The sequence below is a fragment of the Actinophytocola sp. genome (assembly GCF_035942955.1).
Classification (GTDB): Bacteria; Actinomycetota; Actinomycetes; order Mycobacteriales; family Pseudonocardiaceae; genus DASYTH01.
Map to the genome: position 1 here is coordinate 1 of NZ_DASZCQ010000274.1, position 17,980 is coordinate 17,980.

General features: G+C 72.3%; 19 protein-coding genes. 4 read left to right on the top strand and 15 right to left on the bottom strand.

Annotation, left to right across the window (positions count from 1 at the left end):
- From smc to VGX25_RS27705, 4 genes are all read right to left on the bottom strand, one after another.
- The coding region (gene smc / locus VGX25_RS27690) for a chromosome segregation protein SMC (RefSeq protein WP_326920852.1) at positions 1-2,072 on the bottom strand (2,072 nt) is incomplete at its 3' end.
- A 296-nt stretch (positions 2,073-2,368) separates the two neighbouring features.
- Positions 2,369-3,103 (bottom strand): anti-sigma factor family protein, encoded by a 735-nt coding sequence (locus VGX25_RS27695; protein WP_326920853.1) that lies wholly within the window; start codon positions 3,101-3,103, stop codon positions 2,369-2,371.
- On the bottom strand, positions 3,100-3,585 hold the full coding sequence (locus VGX25_RS27700) for a sigma-70 family RNA polymerase sigma factor (protein ID WP_414635997.1): 486 nt from the start codon (positions 3,583-3,585) through the stop codon (positions 3,100-3,102). Before VGX25_RS27700 ends, VGX25_RS27695 begins: the two co-directional genes overlap by 4 nt.
- A gap of 107 nt (positions 3,586-3,692) precedes the next feature.
- Entirely contained in the window at positions 3,693-4,004 is a 312-nt protein-coding gene (locus tag VGX25_RS27705) for an acylphosphatase (RefSeq protein ID WP_326920855.1), read from the bottom strand.
- Positions 4,005-4,067: 63 nt separating this feature from the next.
- Here VGX25_RS27705 and VGX25_RS27710 point away from each other — a divergent pair, with 63 nt between their 5' ends.
- Complete coding sequence (locus VGX25_RS27710; protein WP_326920856.1) at positions 4,068-4,508, top strand: hypothetical protein; 441 nt, start codon at positions 4,068-4,070, stop codon at positions 4,506-4,508.
- Positions 4,509-4,570: 62 nt separating this feature from the next.
- Here the strand turns inward: VGX25_RS27710 and VGX25_RS27715 are convergent, their stop codons facing one another.
- The 8 genes from VGX25_RS27715 to VGX25_RS27750 form a co-directional block, all read right to left on the bottom strand.
- Complete coding sequence (locus tag VGX25_RS27715) at positions 4,571-5,257, bottom strand: hypothetical protein (protein ID WP_326920857.1); 687 nt, start codon at positions 5,255-5,257, stop codon at positions 4,571-4,573.
- Between the two features lie 224 nt (positions 5,258-5,481).
- Positions 5,482-6,570, bottom strand: a complete 1,089-nt coding sequence (locus tag VGX25_RS27720; RefSeq protein ID WP_326920858.1) for a DUF1700 domain-containing protein — start codon at positions 6,568-6,570, stop codon at positions 5,482-5,484.
- Positions 6,567-6,890 (bottom strand): PadR family transcriptional regulator, encoded by a 324-nt coding sequence (locus tag VGX25_RS27725; protein ID WP_326920859.1) that lies wholly within the window; start codon positions 6,888-6,890, stop codon positions 6,567-6,569. Before VGX25_RS27725 ends, VGX25_RS27720 begins: the two co-directional genes overlap by 4 nt.
- A 45-nt stretch (positions 6,891-6,935) precedes the next feature.
- Positions 6,936-7,796, bottom strand: a complete 861-nt coding sequence (gene mutM, locus VGX25_RS27730; RefSeq protein ID WP_326920860.1) for a bifunctional DNA-formamidopyrimidine glycosylase/DNA-(apurinic or apyrimidinic site) lyase — start codon at positions 7,794-7,796, stop codon at positions 6,936-6,938.
- A 30-nt stretch (positions 7,797-7,826) separates the two neighbouring features.
- On the bottom strand, positions 7,827-8,558 hold the full coding sequence (gene rnc, locus VGX25_RS27735) for a ribonuclease III (RefSeq protein WP_326920861.1): 732 nt from the start codon (positions 8,556-8,558) through the stop codon (positions 7,827-7,829).
- Positions 8,559-8,584: 26 nt separating this feature from the next.
- Entirely contained in the window at positions 8,585-8,767 is a 183-nt protein-coding gene (rpmF, locus tag VGX25_RS27740) for a 50S ribosomal protein L32 (RefSeq protein ID WP_326920862.1), read from the bottom strand.
- A 51-nt stretch (positions 8,768-8,818) separates the two neighbouring features.
- Positions 8,819-9,397 (bottom strand): YceD family protein, encoded by a 579-nt coding sequence (locus tag VGX25_RS27745; RefSeq protein ID WP_326920863.1) that lies wholly within the window; start codon positions 9,395-9,397, stop codon positions 8,819-8,821.
- A gap of 104 nt (positions 9,398-9,501) precedes the next feature.
- On the bottom strand, positions 9,502-10,224 hold the full coding sequence (locus VGX25_RS27750; protein WP_326920864.1) for a DivIVA domain-containing protein: 723 nt from the start codon (positions 10,222-10,224) through the stop codon (positions 9,502-9,504).
- A gap of 99 nt (positions 10,225-10,323) precedes the next feature.
- Between VGX25_RS27750 and VGX25_RS27755 the strand changes: the two genes are divergently transcribed.
- Complete coding sequence (locus VGX25_RS27755) at positions 10,324-10,446, top strand: hypothetical protein (protein ID WP_326920865.1); 123 nt, start codon at positions 10,324-10,326, stop codon at positions 10,444-10,446.
- 274 nt (positions 10,447-10,720) lie between these two features.
- On the opposite strand, the gene coaD is transcribed toward VGX25_RS27755, so the two are convergent.
- Positions 10,721-11,203: a pantetheine-phosphate adenylyltransferase gene (coaD, locus tag VGX25_RS27760; protein ID WP_326920866.1), complete on the bottom strand. Its 483-nt coding sequence runs from the start codon at positions 11,201-11,203 to the stop codon at positions 10,721-10,723.
- Between the two features lie 54 nt (positions 11,204-11,257).
- On the bottom strand, positions 11,258-11,818 hold the full coding sequence (gene rsmD / locus VGX25_RS27765; RefSeq protein ID WP_326920867.1) for a 16S rRNA (guanine(966)-N(2))-methyltransferase RsmD: 561 nt from the start codon (positions 11,816-11,818) through the stop codon (positions 11,258-11,260).
- Positions 11,819-11,903: 85 nt separating this feature from the next.
- On the opposite strand from rsmD, the gene VGX25_RS27770 reads away from it, so the two are divergent.
- Entirely contained in the window at positions 11,904-14,042 is a 2,139-nt protein-coding gene (locus tag VGX25_RS27770) for a HelD family protein (protein WP_326920868.1), read from the top strand.
- A gap of 197 nt (positions 14,043-14,239) precedes the next feature.
- Positions 14,240-14,545, top strand: a complete 306-nt coding sequence (locus tag VGX25_RS27775) for a hypothetical protein (protein WP_326920869.1) — start codon at positions 14,240-14,242, stop codon at positions 14,543-14,545.
- A gap of 5 nt (positions 14,546-14,550) precedes the next feature.
- Here VGX25_RS27775 and VGX25_RS27780 read toward each other — a convergent pair whose 3' ends face one another.
- On the bottom strand, positions 14,551-17,928 hold the full coding sequence (locus VGX25_RS27780) for a pyruvate carboxylase (RefSeq protein WP_326920870.1): 3,378 nt from the start codon (positions 17,926-17,928) through the stop codon (positions 14,551-14,553).
- Positions 17,929-17,980: the final 52 nt, after the last annotated feature.

Below are 17,980 nucleotides of genomic sequence, written 5' to 3' on the forward strand. Positions count from 1 at the left end.
AGCTCGGCCCGTGCGCCGTCGAGCGCGGCGCCGGCCCGCTCGGCCGCCCGCTCGGCGGCGGCCAACCGCTCCCTGGCGTCGTCGACCGCGGCCCGCACCTCGAGCATGCTCTGCTTGCGCTCCGCGCCGCCCACGGCCCAATGTGCCCCGAGCACGTCGCCGTCCCGCGTGACGGCATGAATCTCGGGATGCCGGGCGACCAGCTCGCGGGCGGCCCGCAGGCCGTCCACGACGGCGAAGCGGTCCAACGCGCGCAGCACGGCCGGCCGCAGCGCCTCCGGGGCGCGGACCAGATCGGCGGCCCACCGCGCACCGGGCGGCAGGACCGGCCACCGTGTACGGTCCACAGTGGAGTGATTGCCGCCGACCAGCAGGCTGGCCCGGCCGGAATCGCTGCTGCGCAACAACTCCAGCGCCGCGACGGCCCCATCGGGCACAGCTACCGCCACCGCGTCGGCGACCGGGCCAAGGGCCGCGGCCAGCGCCGCCTCGGCCCCCGGCTCCACGGTCAGCAGCGAGGCGACCGAGCCGAGCAGCCCCGGCAGGCGGTCGCCGGCGGCCAGCAGCGCGCCGGCCCCGTCCTTGCGGGACAGGCCGAGGGACAGCGCGTCCACCCTGGCCTTCCAGGCGGCGATCTCCTTCTCGGCCGCCCGCTCGGCGGCCACCAGCTCCTCGACCCGCGCCTTGGCCATCTCGTGCGCGGCGATCGCCCGCTCGAGCCGCTCGGCCAGCCCGGCGTCGTCGGAGTCCTCGTAGCCGCTGACCGCCTTCGCGTCGTCCAGCTCACGCTGCGCCCGCTCGGCCCGCTCGGTGGCCTCGGCCAGCGCGGTGGACAGCCGCTCGATCTCCTCGGTGGTGGCGTTGCTCTTGCTGCGCAGCGCGTCGACCTTGCCGGACAGCCGGGCAAGGCCCTCGCGCCGGTCGGCGATGGCGCGCACCGCGGCCAGATGCGCGCGCTCGGCGGCGGACACGGCCTGCTCCAGCTCGGCGCGCCGGTCGGTCACGCCGACCAGCTCGGCGCGCGCCGCCTCGACCGCCTCGAGCAGCTCGGCCTCGTGCTCCTCGGCAAGCTCGGCCTCGGCCTCCAGCTCATCGGGGTCGCGCCCGGCCGGCATCTCGACCTCTTCGGACAGGTGCCTGGCCCGCTCCATGGCCAGCCGCACCGTGCCGCGCAGCCGCTCCTCCAGCGCCGACAGCCGGTACCAGGTGTCCTGCGCGCGGGTCAGCAGCGGCGCGTCGGCGGCCAGGTGGTCCTCCAGCGCGGTCTGCTCGGCCTGGGCGATCTCCAGGGCCTGCTCGACCTCGGCGCGCCGGGCCCGCACCCGGGCCTCGTCGGCCTCCTCCTTGGCGATCTCGGCCCGCTGGGTGACCAGGTCGTCGGCGTAGAGCCGCAGCCGCGCGTCGCGCAGCTCGGCCTGCACGGCCTGGGCCTTGCGGGCGATCTCGGCCTGCCGGCCGAGCGGCTTGAGCTGGCGGCGCAGCTCGCCGGTGAGGTCGGTGAGCCTGGTCAGGTTGGCCTGCATGGAGTCGAGCTTGCGGAGCGCCTTCTCCTTGCGCTTGCGGTGCTTGAGCACCCCGGCCGCTTCCTCGATGAACGCCCGGCGGCCCTCCGGCTTGGACTCCAGGATCTGGCCGAGCTGGCCCTGCCCCATGATGACGTGCATCTCGCGGCCGATGCCGGAGTCCGACAGCAGCTCCTGCACGTCCATCAGCCGGCAGTGGTTGCCGTTGATCTCGTACTCGCTGGCCCCGTCCCGGAACATCCGGCGGGTGATCGAGACCTCGGTGTAGTCGATGGGCAGCGCACCGTCGGAGTTGTCGATGGTCAGGGTCACCTCGGCGCGGCCGAGCGGGGCCCGGCCCGCGGTGCCGGCGAAGATGACGTCCTCCATCTTGCCGCCGCGCAGCGACTTCGCGCCCTGCTCGCCCATGACCCAGCTCAGCGCGTCCACCACGTTGGACTTGCCGGAGCCGTTCGGACCCACGACGCAGGTGATCCCCGGTTCGAATCGCAGCGTCGTGGCGGACGCGAAGGACTTGAAGCCTTTCAGCGTCAGGCTCTTCAAATGCACTAGGCGCGGCCCTCTCGGCGGTTGGCGACTCCCTCCGGGCAGAGGGTACCTGCGCACCGCGCGCATTCGTGGGAGGCGGGCCATGAGCGGGGCTACCCGGCCGCCGGCTCGGCTACGCCTACTGCGTGTTTCGCCAAGTACGCCGAGGGCGACCGATCCTTGGCGAGGGCGGCCGCCACACGACGACCAGCAACGCCGAGCAACTACCCACACCGGCCCGCAACCACCCCGGCAACCCGACCCGAGGCCGTTCGCCGGAGGCGACCGGCGGCCTTGCCCGAGCTGTCAGACACCGCCTACGGCCGGTGGACCTCGACGAGCTTGTTGCCGTAGTTGTCGACAAACTCCAGGTTGTCGATGTTGGCCAGCTCGATCGAGGTGCTCCCCGGGACCTCGGTGTCCGGCCCGTGGTCGGTGCCCCACCAGCCGGCGACCTCCGTGTAGGCGCCCTGGTGCTCGCGATAGCCGGCCTTGGACACCACCTTGAGCTTGCACTCCCGCCGCGGCGGCACGTCGTGCATCCACACCCGCAGCTCGGTGCCCCACGAGCGCTCGAAGAGCCGCACGTCGGCCCGGATGCCGGTGTCGGGGCTGGTGCCCGTCCAGAGCACGCCCTCGGACACCTGGGTGGGCGACGGCTCGTCGCGTACCGCCTGGTAGCCGATGACCCCGCCCACGGTGAGCACGACGACGAGCGCGGCGGCGGCCGCGACCAGCCAGTACCGCTTCCTCGGCTGGCGGGCCGGGGCGAGCACCGGCGCCGGCGGCAGGTCCTCGAAAGCGGGCAGCGGCTCTGGTGGTTCGAGCAGCGCCACCGGGGGCGCGTCGGCCGCGAGGACCGGCAGCTCGCCGGTGACCTCGAAGTCGGCGGGGGTGATCTGGTTGAGCAGGCCGGGCAGCGGGGCCAACCGAACCAGCTCGGACCGGCAGGTGTCGCAGCGCGACAGGTGGGACTCGAAGGTCGATCGGTCCTCCGGGTCGAGCGCGCCGAGCAGGTACACGCCGAGCGTGGACGTCTGTGCGCAGGTCATGGTTCGGTTACCCCCCTCTCCTCGAGTGCGTCGCGCAGTGCGCGCAGGGCGTAGAACGATCTGGACTTGACCGTGCCGGCCGGCACTCCGAGCGCCTTGGCCGCCTCGGCGACGGTGCGTCGCCGGTAGAACAGCTCGGCGATCACCGCCCGGTGGTCCTTCGACAGGGCGCGCATGGCCTCGGCCACCTGCCAGCCCTGCAGCACCCGGTCGAAGTCGTCGGTCGCGCGCGGCCAGTCACCTTCCTGTATCGGCACCTCGGCCACGCGCGCGCTCTGCCGGCGGTACCCCGAGATGATCAAGTTCCGGGCGACCGTGTACAACCACGGGCCGGCATGCTCGGCATCCAGGGTCTCGGCGTTGCGCCACGCCCGTAGCAGGGTCTCCTGGACGACGTCCTCGGCCCGCTGATGATCACCGCCCACCGCGCGCAGCACGTAGCCGTGCAGCGGGCGGCGGTACCGGCTGTACAGCTCGCGCACCAGTTCGTCGTCCCGATCCGGGCTGGTCCCCACATCGCAGTATTACGCCTCGTACCGGCCGGTGGTTCAACGTGCACCGGGCGCTGACTCGAAGTGAGCCGCCGCGGTCACCGCTCGCTGAACCCGGCCGGCGTGCCCCTGGCCTCCGACCAGCGCTCGACCACGGTGTCGACCCGGCCCGGCGTCGCCCCGGAGCGCAGCGCCTCCAGCAGCCGCGCGCAGTCCGCCCGCAGGCCCTCGGCGACGACCTCGACCCGGCCGTCGGCCAGGTTGCTGGCATAGCCGGACAGGCCGAGCTCGAGGGCCTTGCGCCGGGTCCACCACCGGAAGCCGACGCCCTGGACGCGGCCGTGGACCCAGGCCGTCAGTCGGGCATCTCCATCGGGTGATCTCTCCGCCACCCGACCATCATGTCCCATACGGGGCGTGAACTCACCGGGTCCGACCGATTACACACCGTGCTGGTGATACGTTCCCGCGCTGTGATGGAGCGTGACGACCGGACGGGGCCGCCAGCCGACGGGGACTCCGTGCTGCGGAGGGCGCCGTACGCGGTGCTCGCCGTGTCCGGAATCGTGGTCGCGACGGTGTTCGCCACGGTCGCAGCCCTGGCCGGCGGATCGGGCAAGCAGGCCGAGACCCCGCGGCCGGTCGACAACGACGGCCCGATCCTGGTGACCGAGACCTCCAGCACGACGACCACCACCGGCAGCACCGCGCCCGTCGTGGAGTCGACCACGCCCACCACCGAGGACCCGACGACGTCGGGTGCCCCGGCGCGCCGCCGCACCACCACGACGACCACGAACCGGCAGCCCACCCAGGCACCGCCGCCGCCGGTCGTCATCACCACGACCACCACGACGACAACGACAACGACCACCACGACGACGCCGCCCCCCACCACGACGACCCCGCAGTAGGGCGGCCGAGCCGGACACGAGAAAGGCCCTGAAGGACTCGCCTTCAGGGCCTTTTCGTTGCGTTAGCGGCTGAGCAGGCCGCCGATCAGGGACAGGGCCGGCTGCAGGGTGTCGTCCACCGTGCCGGTGACCGGCGTGACCACGTCGTTGAGGGTCTGCCCCACGGTGCCACTCTGCTCGACGGTCGACGTGACCGGCTCGGCGAGGGTCTGGACCGGCCCGGAGGACGGCGGGTTCGGGGCGGGCTGCTCGGGCGCGGGCGCGGGCGGGGTCGGGACGCGCTGATCCGGCACGGCCGGCGGGGCGGCCACCCTCGGCGGCTTGACCGAGGCCGGGGCGCCGATCTCACCGGCGGCGCCGCTGGGAGCGGTCCGCGGCGTGGTGTCGGCGGCCGCGTTGGTGAACTGCGGGGCCACCGCGCCCTCGACGGCGGGGCTCTGCCCCGGCTGGCCGGGGGTGTTCGGGCTGGGCCGCGCGCCGACCGGCTCGCCGCCGGCCAGCGGGGTGTGGGTGGACTCGCCGTTGTTGAGCCCGAGCACGCCACCGACCACGGAGCCCATGACGATCATGGCGCCGGCGGCGACGCCGAGCGTGCGCCGTGCGACCGCCCGGCCGTCGAACTCCCGCGGCTCGGCGTCCTTCTCGGCGCTGCGGTCGGCTCTGGCGGCGATCACGCGGGCGGCGAACGGGTGACCTTCGCGCGATAACAGGTCGGCCACGTGTACCGGCCTGATCTCCACGTATGCCACCAGTGACACCTCCAGATAAGCTTTCGAGCGGGCACGCAACGTCACAGGCTCTGTCGCCGACGCATAGTACTCACTCACATGGGTGTCGACCAATAGGGGCCTCCCTAATTGGTGTGTCCGGTCTAAGCAGGTCACGGTGGGTAGCCCGGCGTTTCCGCTGATCACAATGATCGGGATCGTGCTCCACCCGCGCGCGGCACAGTGACCCGGGTCTCGGCCCGCGGCTACTTCCCCGGCGTGGTGGTCGGCGGCGGCGTGGTCGGGGTGGGAACGGTGGTCGTCGTGGGGGCGGTGCTCGCGGTGGGGATGGCGACCGTGAACGGCACCCCGGTGACCTCCCGGCACATCCCCTGCATGTCGAACTCGACCCGTGGCACGGGCATCTTGTTGGTCGGCTCGCGCCACCCGTTGCAGCCGGGGACGGGCACCGTGATCGGGATCCCGTTCTCGTCGTACAGGTACACCTCGGTCAGCGGCTTGCCGTCGGGGCCGAACACGTAGACGTTGTCGAACTGCCGTCCCTCGATGATCACCCCGGACTGCGGCCGGTACGGGCTGCCTACGGCGTTGGCCCAACCCAGGCCGAGCAGGGCAAGGGCAATACCCACGGCGAAGGCGTTGGCGGGAGCGACGACCCAGGTCCAGCGCCGGTCGGTCCTGGCCTTCGGGCCGAACCAGATCAGCACCACCAGCGCGATGATCGGCCAGAGCAGGTTGGCGGCCCCGGCGTGCCCGAAGATGGCCAGCAACGCCAGAGCCAGCACCACGATGCGGATCAGCCACCAGGCCGGCCGCAGCGATCGGAGGTAGCCGATCACGTTGTCCGGCAAGGATTCCACCACGCGGCGCCCGGCCAGCGCCTCGGGCAGGTCGGCGACCGCGGACGGCGCCACCCGGCCATTGAAGATCAGGATCCAGGCGGCGAACAGTGGCAGGGAGAACAGCAGGCCGATCGAGATCGCGTCGATGGCGCGCACGATCCCGGCCAGCCCGAGCCCGAACGCGACGAGCACGCTGAGCACCAGCGCCCAGAGGACGAACCTCGGCAATGCCGTGCTGCGCCGGGGCGGCGCGGACTCGGCGGACGGGTAGCCGGCGGCGGCGCGCAGCTCGGCGGCGTACTGCTCGGGCGTGCCGAGCCGTTCGCTCAGCGCGTCCACCGTGACGTCCCCATCCACCTCGGCGGCGATCTCGCTGAGGTGCGGGCCGATGTCCTCGACGATCTCCTCGAGCTCCGCCGCCGGCAGATCGGCGAGCGCCGCCCTTGTCCTTGCCAGGTACTCCGCAACCGCGGGATCGGTCCTGGTGTTCATGCCGCCGCCCCCAAGAGTGAGTCCATCGTGTCGGCGAACGAGCGCCAGGTCTTGGCCGACTCGGCGAGCCGCTCCCGACCGTTGTCGTTGAGGCCGTAGTACTTGCGGTGCGGGCCTTCCTCGCTGGGCACCACGTAGGAGGTGAGCGCGCCTGCGTTGTACAGCCGGCGCAGGGTGCCGTAGACCGAGGCGTCCCCCACCTCCTCGAGCCCGGCCTGCCGCAGCCGGCGCAGCACGTCGTACCCGTAGCCGTCGGCGTCCCGGAGCACGGCGAGCACGGCGAGGTCGAGCACGCCCTTGAGCAGTTGGCTGATCTCCACCGGCCAACTATGACGCATTGCGCAGTAGTGCGCAATGTCCGGTACTCAGGTCGTGCGCGGGCGGGGTTGGCAGCGGGGGCAGGAGAACGACGACCGGTTCATGAACGGCTCGCGCCGGATCGGGCGACCGCAGCGGGGACAGGGCAGGCCCTCCTGGCCGTACACCGCGAGCGAGCGGTCGAAGTAGCCGGACTCGCCGTTGGTGTTGACGTACAACGCGTCGAACGAGGTGCCGCCGGCGTGCAGCGCCTCGCCCATCACCTCGGTCGCCGCGGCCAGCAGCTCGCGGGCCTTGGGCGCGCTGAGCCGATCGGTCGGCCGGGCCCAGTGCAGCCTGGCCCGCCACAGCGCCTCGTCGGCGTAGATGTTGCCGATCCCGGACACCAGGTTCTGGTCCAGCAGCGCGCGCTTGACCTCGGTCCGCTTGCGGCGCATGGCTTTCACCACCGCCTCGGGGTCGAACGCCGGGTCCATCGGGTCGCGGCCGATGTGCGCGACCGGCACCGGCACGGTGGCGCCGTCGACCTCGGTGAGCTCCTCCACGGACAGGCCGCCGAACGTGCGCTGGTCGACGAACCGCAGCTCGGGCCCCTCGTCGGCGAAGCGCAGCCGCACCCGCAGGTGGACCTGGTCCGGCGCCCCGACCGGCTGCACCAGCAGCTGCCCGCTCATCCCGAGGTGGGCCAGCATGGCGTCGGCCGAATCGAGCTCGGCCCACAGGTACTTGCCGCGCCGGGCAAATCCCTCGATCCTGCGGCCCATCAGGCGGGTGGCGAAGTCGACGGCTCCTGGCAGGTGGCGGCGGATCGAGCGCGGGTGGAACACCTCGACGTGGGCGACGGTCCGGCCGACGACATGCTCGTCGAGCCCGCGGCGAACGGTCTCGACCTCGGGAAGCTCAGGCACGGCCGCATTCTGCCCGACCCCACCGACAGCTCAGCTCTCGGACTTCACCTGCTCGGACAGCGTGCGCCAGGCCCCCTCGGCGGCCTTCTGCTCGGCCTCCTTCTTGGTCCGGCCGTCACCGGTGCCCAGCTCCTCGCCGCCGACCACGACCGTCGCGGTGAACTCCTTGCGGTGATCCGGCCCGGCCTCGGCCACCCGGTACTCGGGGACGCCGAGCCCGTTCGACGCGGTGAGCTCCTGCAGGCTGGTCTTCCAGTCCAGGCCTGCGCCCCGCCGCGGCGCCTCGGCCAGCAGGTCGTCGAACAGCCGGTGCACCAGCTCCCGCGCCGGTCCGATACCGTGCTGCAGGTAGACGGCGCCGATCACGGCCTCCATGCCGTCGGCAAGAATGCTCGCCTTGTCCCGGCCGCCGGTCAGCTCCTCGCCCTTGCCGAGCAACAGGTGCGCCCCGAGGCCACCCTCGCCGAGGCCCCGCGCCACACCGGCCAGCGCGTGCATGTTGACCACACTGGCCCGCAGCTTGGCCAGCTGCCCCTCGGGCAGCTCGGGATGGGTGCGGTACAGATGATCGGTGACGACCAGCCCGAGCACGGCGTCGCCGAGGAACTCCAGCCGCTCGTTGGGGGGCAGGCCGCCGTTCTCGTAGGCGTAGGACCGGTGTGTCAGCGCAAGAGTGAGGAGCTCGGCGTCCAAGTCGACGTCGAGCGCTTGCAACAGCGAACCATGATCGACAGACGGATCGCGATTCGCCCGAACCCCCATGCGGAGAACTACTTTCGCCGTGGGGATCAGGCGGGCGCGGTGACCTGGCGACCGTCGTACTGGCCGCAGCTCGGACAGGCGACGTGCGGCAGCTTCGGCTTCCGGCACGCCCGGTTCGAGCACTCGACCAGGGTCGGCGCGCTGGCCTTCCACTGCGCGCGGCGCGAGCGCGTGTTCGAGCGCGACATTCTCCGCTTCGGGACGGCCACGACTACATCTCCTCCAACGCAGGTACCGGATCGCTCGGCACAGCTACTGGTCTATCGGTCGCGATCCTCGCCGAACCGCTCCGTCAGCGCGGCCCATCGAGGATCAATGGTCTCATGCCGGTGATCGGGACCGAGGTCGGCCCACTTGCCGCCGCAGTCCGGGCACAGTCCGGCACAGTCGGGGGTGCACAGCGGCGCGTTCGGCAGCGCGAGAACCACCGCGTCGCGCACCACCGGCTCGAGATCGACGAGATCGGCGACGAGCCGGCTGACCTCGTCGTCGTCGGTGGTGGCGTCGGTGGTGCTGTCCGGGTAGGCGAACAGCTCGGTGATCTCGACCTCGACCCGGCTGGAGATCGGGTCGAGGCAGCGGGCGCACTCGCCGACCATCGGCGCGGACGCCGTGCCGGACACCAGCACCCCCTCGACCACCGACTCCAGCAACAGGTCGAGCTCGACCTCGGCGCCCGACGGGACCGTGATCACGCCCTCGACGCCGAGGGCGTGGGCGGTGGGCGCCTTCCTGCGGACGGAACGGCTGGTGCCCGGCCGGCGGCCGAGATCCCGGGTGTCGATCACCCAGGGGCTCTGCACCGCCGGTCGGGCCGCACTACTGCGCTGCTCGGACATGGCGAACTAAGTCTTTGCCTTCGGTGGTTTCGTCACGCGCGGTAGCTCCCTCGCGCGGTCAGCCCTTCAACTGTACGGGATACCCGCCATCCGGGAAAATCGCGTCAGGCCCGGTAGTCGAAGGGCGCGGCGCCGGCCCCGACGCCGTGCGCGGTGGCGCGCAGCTGAGTGCGGCCCTTGCTGACCGTGCGCAGGGTGTGCGCGAGCAGATCCTCGAACTCGCCGAGCTTGGCGTCGACGTACTCGTCGCACTCGGCGCGCTTGCGGGACGACTCGTCGGCGGCCGCGTCCAGGATGCGAGCCGACTCCGCGTGCGCGGCCTGCACCACCTCGGCCTGCGAGACCAGCCGGGCCTGCTCGATGCGACCGTCCTCGACCGCCTGCTCGTAGGCCTCCCGGCCGGCCTGGATCATCCGCTCGGCCTCGGCCGTGGCGCGCCCGACCAGCTTGTCGTACTCGGCGCGGCCGGCGGCCACCCGGTGCTCGGCGTCGTCGCGGGCCTCGGCGACCATGCGGTCGGCGTGCGCGGTGGCCTCGGCGAGCCGGCGATCGGCCTCGGCGTCGGCGTCGTTGAGGGTCTGCTCGGCCTCGAGGTTGGCCTTGCTGATGGTCTGCTCGGCCTGGTGCTCGGCGTTGCCGATGATCTCGTCGCGGCGGTCGAGCACATCCTGGGCGTCGTCGAGCTCACCGGGCAGCGCGTCGCGGATCTCGTCGAGCAGCTCGAGCACGTCGCCGCGGGGCACGACGCAGCTGGAGGTCATCGGCAGCCCCCTGGCCTCCTCCAGGATCGTGACCAGCTCGTCAAGCGCCTCGAACACCCGGTACACAGTCGTCCTCCACCCACCCGACACAGCTCCAGGACACAGTCTGCCTGCCGAAACCGCCCGGGTCGGGGAGGCGAGCCCCTGGCGTGTCAGCCTTGAGCCATGAGCGACGACGTGATCATCCGCCGGGCCCTTGCCGAGGACGTCGCCGACATCGTGGCGATGCTGGCCGACGACCCGCTGGGGTCGCGGCGTGAGCGGCCGGGCGACCCGCGCTGTGTTTGATTGCCCTCGCTCGTTCCTCGCTCGGGCGGCTCGCGGCCTTGATCCGGTGTCTTCCCTCGTCCGCTGCTCGGTCGCTCGCTGGCGCTCACTCCCTGCGCTGCTCCTCAGTCCAGACACCGGCGGCCGACTCGCTTTCCTGTTGAAAGACGCTGGGCGTCGCCTGATCGAGCCGGGAGAGAAAGCGCGCTGCACACGATGCCAGCCGGGTCGACGCGCACCGGTTCTACGAGCGGCTCGGGTTCAAGGCGCCCCACGTGGGAATGAAGCTGGCCCTCTAGTCGGCGTGGCCGAGGCGCCGGACGAGGCGCTTGTGGACGGCCTCGGGCAGCAGGTGGGCGACGTCCCCGCCGTAGGTGGCGACCTCCTTGACCAGCGAGCTGGACAGGAAGCTGTTCTCCGGCTTGGTCGGCATGAACAGCGTCTCGACGCCGGTGAGCTGCTTGTTCATCTGCGCCATCTGCAGCTCGTAGTCGAAGTCGCTGATCGCCCGCAGGCCCTTGACGATCGCCTGCACGTCGTTCTGCTGGCAGTAGTGCACGAGCAGGCCGTGCCAGGAGTCCACCCGCACGTTGGCCAGGTGCGCACTGACGTCGTGGAGCATCTCCATCCGCTCCTCGACGCTGAACAGGCCCTGCTTGCTCTTGTTGATCAGGACCGCGACGATCACCTCGTCGAACAGGCCGGCGGCTCTCTCCAGGATGTCCACGTGGCCGTTGGTGGGCGGGTCGTACGAGCCGGGACACACCGCGCGCCTCATGGAGCCGGACGCTATCAGCCGTGCGTAACGGCAACCTGTCCGTCGTGGTGTCGATCACCCGTCCGGTCCGGCGTGCCGGGCCCAGTGCAGCTCGGTGTCCCCGTACCGGCGGACCCGCATCGGCCGCAGCGGCGGTGGCCAGCCCGGATCGCCGGTGCGCCTGGCCCGCTCCACCACGACCAGCGTGCCCGGCCGGGTCCAGCCGTTGCCGACCAGCGCGGCGAGCACCGCGTCCAGCTCGTCGCTCGCGTACGGCGGGTCGGCCATGACCAGGTCGTACGGCTCGGGCGCGGCGGTGGCGAGCACCGTGCGGACCTTGCCCCCGCGCACCTCGGCGCCCGGCAGGCCCACCGCGGCCACGTTCTTGTCCAGCACCGCAAGCGCCGCCCGGTCGGACTCGACGAACGTCGCCGCGGCCGCGCCCCGGGACAGCGCCTCGAGCCCGAGCGCGCCCGAGCCGGCGTAGAGGTCCAGCACCCGGACGCCGTCCAGGTCGATGGCCGCCTCCACCGCGCTGAACAGCGCCTCACGCACCCGCTCCGAGGTGGGCCGGGTGCCCCGCGGCGGCACGGCCAGCCGCCTGCCGCCGGCGGTCCCGGCCACGATCCTGGTCACCCGAACATCGTTGCGCACCGCCCGCGGAACATCCGGGTCGCGTAGAGTGTTTCCTCTTGTTCGCAAGCAGCGGTGGGGAGCGTGGGTGTCGCAAGGCTCTGTCAGAGACAACGAGATCGCGGTCGAGCAGGTGCACGTCGACCGGGTCTACGCGCGCGTGGCGGAGATGCGCGCCGAGGCGGAGGCCATGCGGGACCGCGGCGACCAGCTCGCCCACGGCGCGCGCAACGAGGCGGTCTACGAGCAGGCCGCCATGCTCTTCGAGCGGGACGTGATGGTCTACCAGGCCAACCAGATCCTGCGCAGCCTTGACGCCGAGCACGAGGGGCTGGTGTTCGGGCGGCTGGACAGCACGTCCGGCGAGACCATGTACGTCGGCCGGCTCGGCGTGCGCGACCCCGACTTCGACAACCTGGTGACCGACTGGCGCGCCCCCGCGGCCGCGCCGTTCTACCAGGCGACCGCCGAGCAACCGATGGACGTGGTGCGGCGCCGGGTGATCCGCTCCTCCGGGCAGTCCGTTGTAGACATCGACGACGACCTGCTGATGCCCGAGCTGCGGCCGGAGAGCATGGCCGTGGTCGGCGACGGTGCGCTGATGGCCAGCCTGGCGAGGGCGCGCGGCGAGACCATGCGCGACATCGTCTCGACCATCCAGAAGGAGCAGGACGAGGTGATCAGGGCGCCGTGGCGCGGCGTGACCGAGATCACCGGCGGGCCGGGCACCGGAAAGACCGCGGTGGCCCTCCACCGGGTGGCCTACCTGCTGTACCGGGACCGGCGGCGGATGGGCGGCTCAGGCGTGCTGGTGGTCGGCCCGTCGACGGCGTTCACCTCGTACATCTCGCGGGTGCTGCCGTCGATGGGCGAGGACAACGTCGAGCTGCGCGCGATCGGCGAGCTGCTGGACGGGACCGTGGCCACGCACGTCGACCCGGCCGAGGTGGCCACGATCAAGGGCTCGCTGCGGATGCGGCGGGTGCTGCGGCAGGCGGTGCGGGACACCCCGCCGGGGGCGCCGAGCGAGCTGCGCATCACCTACCGCGGCGAGGTGCTCAAGCTGGGCGCCCGCGAGCTGGCCAGGGTGCGCAGGGCGGTGCACGCGGCCGGCCGGCCGCCCAACGAGTCGCGTGTGGACGCCGCGGAGGCGCTGCTGGAAGCGTTGTGGCGCAAGGCGGAGTCGTACCGGACGGACACCGGGGACCCCGCCGCGGCGGCGGCGCGGCGCGAGGAGCTGATCACCGAGCTCGGCGAGCGGATCGACTTCCACCGGTTCGTGGTCGTCTGGTGGCGGATCCTGGAGCCGGCGGAGGTGCTCGGCTGGCTGGGCGACCGGGAACGGCTGGCCCGCGCGGCCGGAAAGACGTTGTCCCCCACCGAGATCTCCGCGCTCGCGGCGTCCTGGGCCGATCCGTCCGCCGGGCCGTCGGTGGCCGACGTGGCCCTGCTCGACGAGCTGCGCGGCCAGCTCGGCCGGCCGCCGCGGCGGCGCAGGCGCCGGCCGGAGTCGCTTGAGCTGCACGCGCTGCCCGACCGGTACACGCCCGGCTACCGGCGGACCGCGCACTACGACGAGTACGCGCACATCGTGGTGGACGAGGCGCAGGACCTGTCCCCCATGCAGTGGCGGATGATCGGCCGGCGGGGCCGGTACGCGAGCTGGACGATCGTCGGGGATCCGGTGCAGAGCTCGTGGCCGGACCCGGCGGAGGCCGAGCGCGCCCGCATCTCCGCGGTGGGCCCGCGCACCGTGCGCCGGCAGTTCACGCTGCGCACCAACTACCGCAACTCCGCGGAGATCTTCGACCTGGCCGCCAGGGTGGTCGGCTCGGTGGCCACGCCGGACCAGCTGCCGCATGCCGTGCGGCGCACCGGAATCGAGCCGGCCGTCCGCGTGGTCGCCCCGGCGGAGCTGCCCGACTCCGTGGTGGCGACGGTCAAGGAGCTGCTGTCCGAAGTGGACGGTACGGTGGGTGTGATCACATCGGCGGCCAGGGTCGAGGCCGTCCGGTCCACTGTGGCCGGTACGGAGCCGGGGCGGCTGCGGGTGGTGGACGGCTTGGAGGCCAAGGGTCTTGAGTACGACGCGGTCGTGGTCGTGGAACCGGCCGAGCTGATCGCCGAGTCGGCCACCGGGCCGCGGACGCTGTACGTGGCGCTCACCCGGGCCACCCAACGCCTTGTCGTGCTGACGACGGACCCCGCCTGGCCGCCGGTCCCGTAGTTGCCGATCCGGTGCGGCTAGATCAGGCCGGCGTCCAGCGCCGTCATCAGGGAGCCGTTGTCGCCGGACATCTCCCAGATCATGGCGCCGAGCAGGTTCTGTGAGGTTGGGCTCGGGGCCGGGGGTGGTGTGCTATGCGAATCTCGTTGGCATGGGGTGGTGGGAACGGGCGGGTGGGCGGGTTCGCCGGAGGGGGTGTGACCGGGGTGACGGATCGGGCGGCCGAGGGGCCGGTGGGTGGGCTGCGGCGGGCGGCAGGGGTGGGGGCGCTGGTCGGCGGGTTCGCGGCGTTGGTGGTGGCGCTGTTCTTGTCGACGGCACCGGCGCGGGCGGAGGGGCTGCCGGTGTGGGTGCGGGTCGCGACCGGGGTTCTGGTCTTGGTCGGGGTGGGTGCGGTGGTCAGGCCGTTGTGGCTGGAGCGGCGGGGGTCGGCCTGGACCGGTGGCCGGGTGGCGTTCGGGCTCGGCGCGATCGGGTCGGCAGAGGTCGTCGGGTTGGCCTGACGCCGTCAGGAGAGGACGACAATGAGATCGCCGCCTTCAACCTGCTGGAGGGAGCCGATCGCGAGGCGTTCGACAGTGCCGGATTTGGGGGCGGTGATGGCGGCCTCCATTTTCATCGCCTCGATGGTGGCGACGGTGGCGCCGGCTTTGACCTCGTCACCTTCGGAGACGGCGAGGGTGACCACGCCGGCGAAGGGGGCGGCGACGTGGTTGGGGTTGGCGCGGTCGGCCTTCTCGGCGGCGGGGATGTCGGCGGCGACGGAGCGGTCGCGGACCTGGATGGTGCGCAGCTGGCCGTTGAGGTTGGCCATCACGGTGCGGATGCCGCGCTCGTCGGCCTCGCCGATGGCCTCCAGCTCGATGAGGAGGGTGACGCCCTTGTCCAGGGTGACGGTGTACTCCTTGCGGGGCTCCAGGCCGTAGAAGAAGTCCTTGCTCGCCAGGATGCTGGTATCGCTGAACTGGGCGCGGTGGGCGAGGAAGTCCTTGGTGGGGCCCGGGAACAGCAGGCGGTTGAGGGTGGCGCGGCGGTCGTTGGCGAGGCCGGCGCGGTCCTCCTCGGTCAGCTCGGCCATCCCGCGCGGCGCGGGGCGGCCAGCCAATGCCTTGGTGCGGAAGGGTTCCGGCCAGCCACCGGCGGGGTCGCCGAGCTCGCCGTGGAGGAATCCGATGACCGAGTCGGGAATGTCGAACCGGCCCGGGTCGGCCTCGAACTCGCGCGGGTCGACACCGGCGCCGACGAGGTGCAGGGCGAGGTCGCCGACCACTTTGGACGACGGGGTCACCTTGACCAGCCGGCCGAGCATCCGGTCGGCGGCGGCGTACATGGCCTCGATCTCCTCGAAGCGGTCGCCCAACCCGAGGGCGACGGCCTGGGTGCGCAGGTTGGACAGCTGGCCGCCGGGGATCTCGTGGTGGTAGACGCGGCCGGTCGGCGACGGCGGCGCGGCCTCGAACGGGGCGTAGACGCGGCGGACGATCTCCCAGTACGGCTCGAGGTCGCAGACCGCCTGCAGGGAAAGGCCGGTCTCGCGCTCGCTGTGGTCGGTCGCGGCGACGATCGCCGACAGCGACGGCTGGGAGGTGGTGCCGGACATCGACGCGACGGCGCCGTCGACCGCGTCCACTCCGGACTGGATGGCGGCCAGGTAGGTGGCGAGCTGGCCGCCGGCGGTGTCGTGGGTGTGCAGGTGCACGGGGAGGTCGAACTCCTTGCGCAGGGCGGAGACCAGGCGCACCGCGGCCGGCGGGCGGAGTAGGCCGGCCATGTCCTTGATGGCGAGGACGTGGGCGCCGGCGCCGACGATCTGCTCGGCGAGCTTGAGGTAGTAGTCCAATGTGTACAGCTGCTCGGCCGGGTCGGCGAGGTCGGCGGTGTAGCACAGGGCGACCTCGGCGATCGTGGTGCCGGTCTCCCGAACCGCCTCGATGGCCGGGCGCATCTGCTCGACGTCGTTGAGAGCGTCGAAGATGCGGAAGATGTCGATGCCGGTCGCGGCCGCCTCCTCGACGAACGCGCGGGTCACCTCGGTCGGGTACGGGGTGTAGCCGACGGTGTTGCGGCCGCGCAGCAGCATCTGCAGGCAGATGTTGGGGACGACGTCGCGCAGCGCGGCAAGCCGCTCCCACGGATCCTCGGCCAGGAAGCGCAGGGCGACGTCGTAGGTGGCGCCGCCCCAGCACTCCAGCGACAGCAGCTGCGGCGCCATCCGGGCGACGTAGGGCGCCACGGTCAGCAGATCCTTGGTGCGCACCCGGGTGGCCAGCAGCGACTGGTGCGCGTCGCGGAACGTCGTGTCGGTGACGCCGACCGACCGGGACTCACGCAGCCAGCGGGCGAAGCCCTCCGGGCCGAGCTCGACGAGCTTCTGCCGGGAGCCGGCCGGCGGCGACGCGCTCAGGTCCACGTCGGGCAGCTTGTCGGCCGGGTCGATCACCTTGGGGCGGTTGCCGTTGGGCTTGTTCACGGTCATGTCGGCCAGGTACGTCAGCAGCCGGGTGCCGCGGTCGGCCGATGGCCGCGCGGTCAGCAGGTGCGGGCGCTGCTCGATGAACGACGTGTTGACGTTGCCGGACTGGAAGTCGGGGTCGTCCAGCACCGCCTGCAGGAACGGGATGTTGGTGGCCACACCGCGGATGCGGAACTCGGCGACGGCGCGCCTGGCACGCAGGACGGCCAGCCGGAAGTCCCGGCCGCGGCAGGTCACCTTCACCAGCATCGAGTCGAAGTGGGCGCTGATCGCGGTGCCGGCGCTGGCCTCGCCGCCGTCCAGCCGGATCCCGGCGCCGCCCGGCGAGCGGTAGGCGCTGATGATCCCGGTGTCCGGGCGGAACCCGTTGGCCGGGTCCTCTGTGGTGATCCGGCACTGCAGCGCGGCGCCGCGCAGCCGGATCTCCGACTGGCGCAGGCCGAGGTCGGCCAGGGTCTCCCCGCTGGCGATGCGCAGCTGGGACTGCACGAGGTCGACGTCGGTGACCTCCTCGGTGACCGTGTGCTCGACCTGGATGCGCGGGTTCATCTCGATGAAGACGTGGTTGCCGTCCCGGTCGAGCAGGAACTCCACGGTCCCGGCGTTGCGGTAGCCGATGTGCCTGGCGAAGGCCACCGCGTCGGCGCAGATCCGCTCGCGCAGCTCGGGGTCCAGGTTCGGCGCGGGCGCGATCTCGATCACCTTCTGGTGCCGGCGCTGCACCGAGCAGTCCCGCTCGAACAGGTGGAGCACGTCGCCGGTGCCGTCGGCCAGGATCTGCACCTCGATGTGCCGCGGCGCCACGACGGCCTGCTCGAGGAACACGGTCGGGTCGCCGAAGGCGGACTCGGCCTCGCGCCGTGCCGCCTCGATCGACTCGCGCAGCGCGGCGCGGTCGGCCACCCGGCGCATGCCGCGGCCGCCGCCGCCGGCCACGGCCTTGACGAACAGCGGGAAGCCGATCTCCCCCGCCGCGACGAGCAGGGTGTCCAGGTCGGCCGACGGCGCCGAGGAGCGCAGCACCGGCAGCCCGGCCTCGCGGGCCGCCGCCACCGCCCTGGCCTTGTTGCCGGTCAGCTCGAGCACGTCGGTGCTGGGACCGACGAAGGTGATGCCGGCGTCCTCGCAGGCCTTGGCCAGGGACGGGTTCTCCGACAGGAAGCCGTAGCCGGGGTAGATGGCGTCCGCGCCGGCCCGGCGCGCCGCCCCCATGATCTCCTCGACCGACAGGTAGGCGCGGACCGGATGGCCGGGCTCGCCGATCAGATAGGCCTCGTCGGCCTTCATCCGGTGCGCGGACGTGCGGTCCTCGTACGGGAACACCGCGACCGTGCCGGCGCCCAGCTCGTAACCGGCGCGAAACGCCCGGATGGCGATCTCGCCGCGGTTGGCCACGAGCACCTTGCGGAACATGCCGGCTACCTCCTGCGGTCGGACCCACTCGGTCGCTCGACGTTACCTCGAT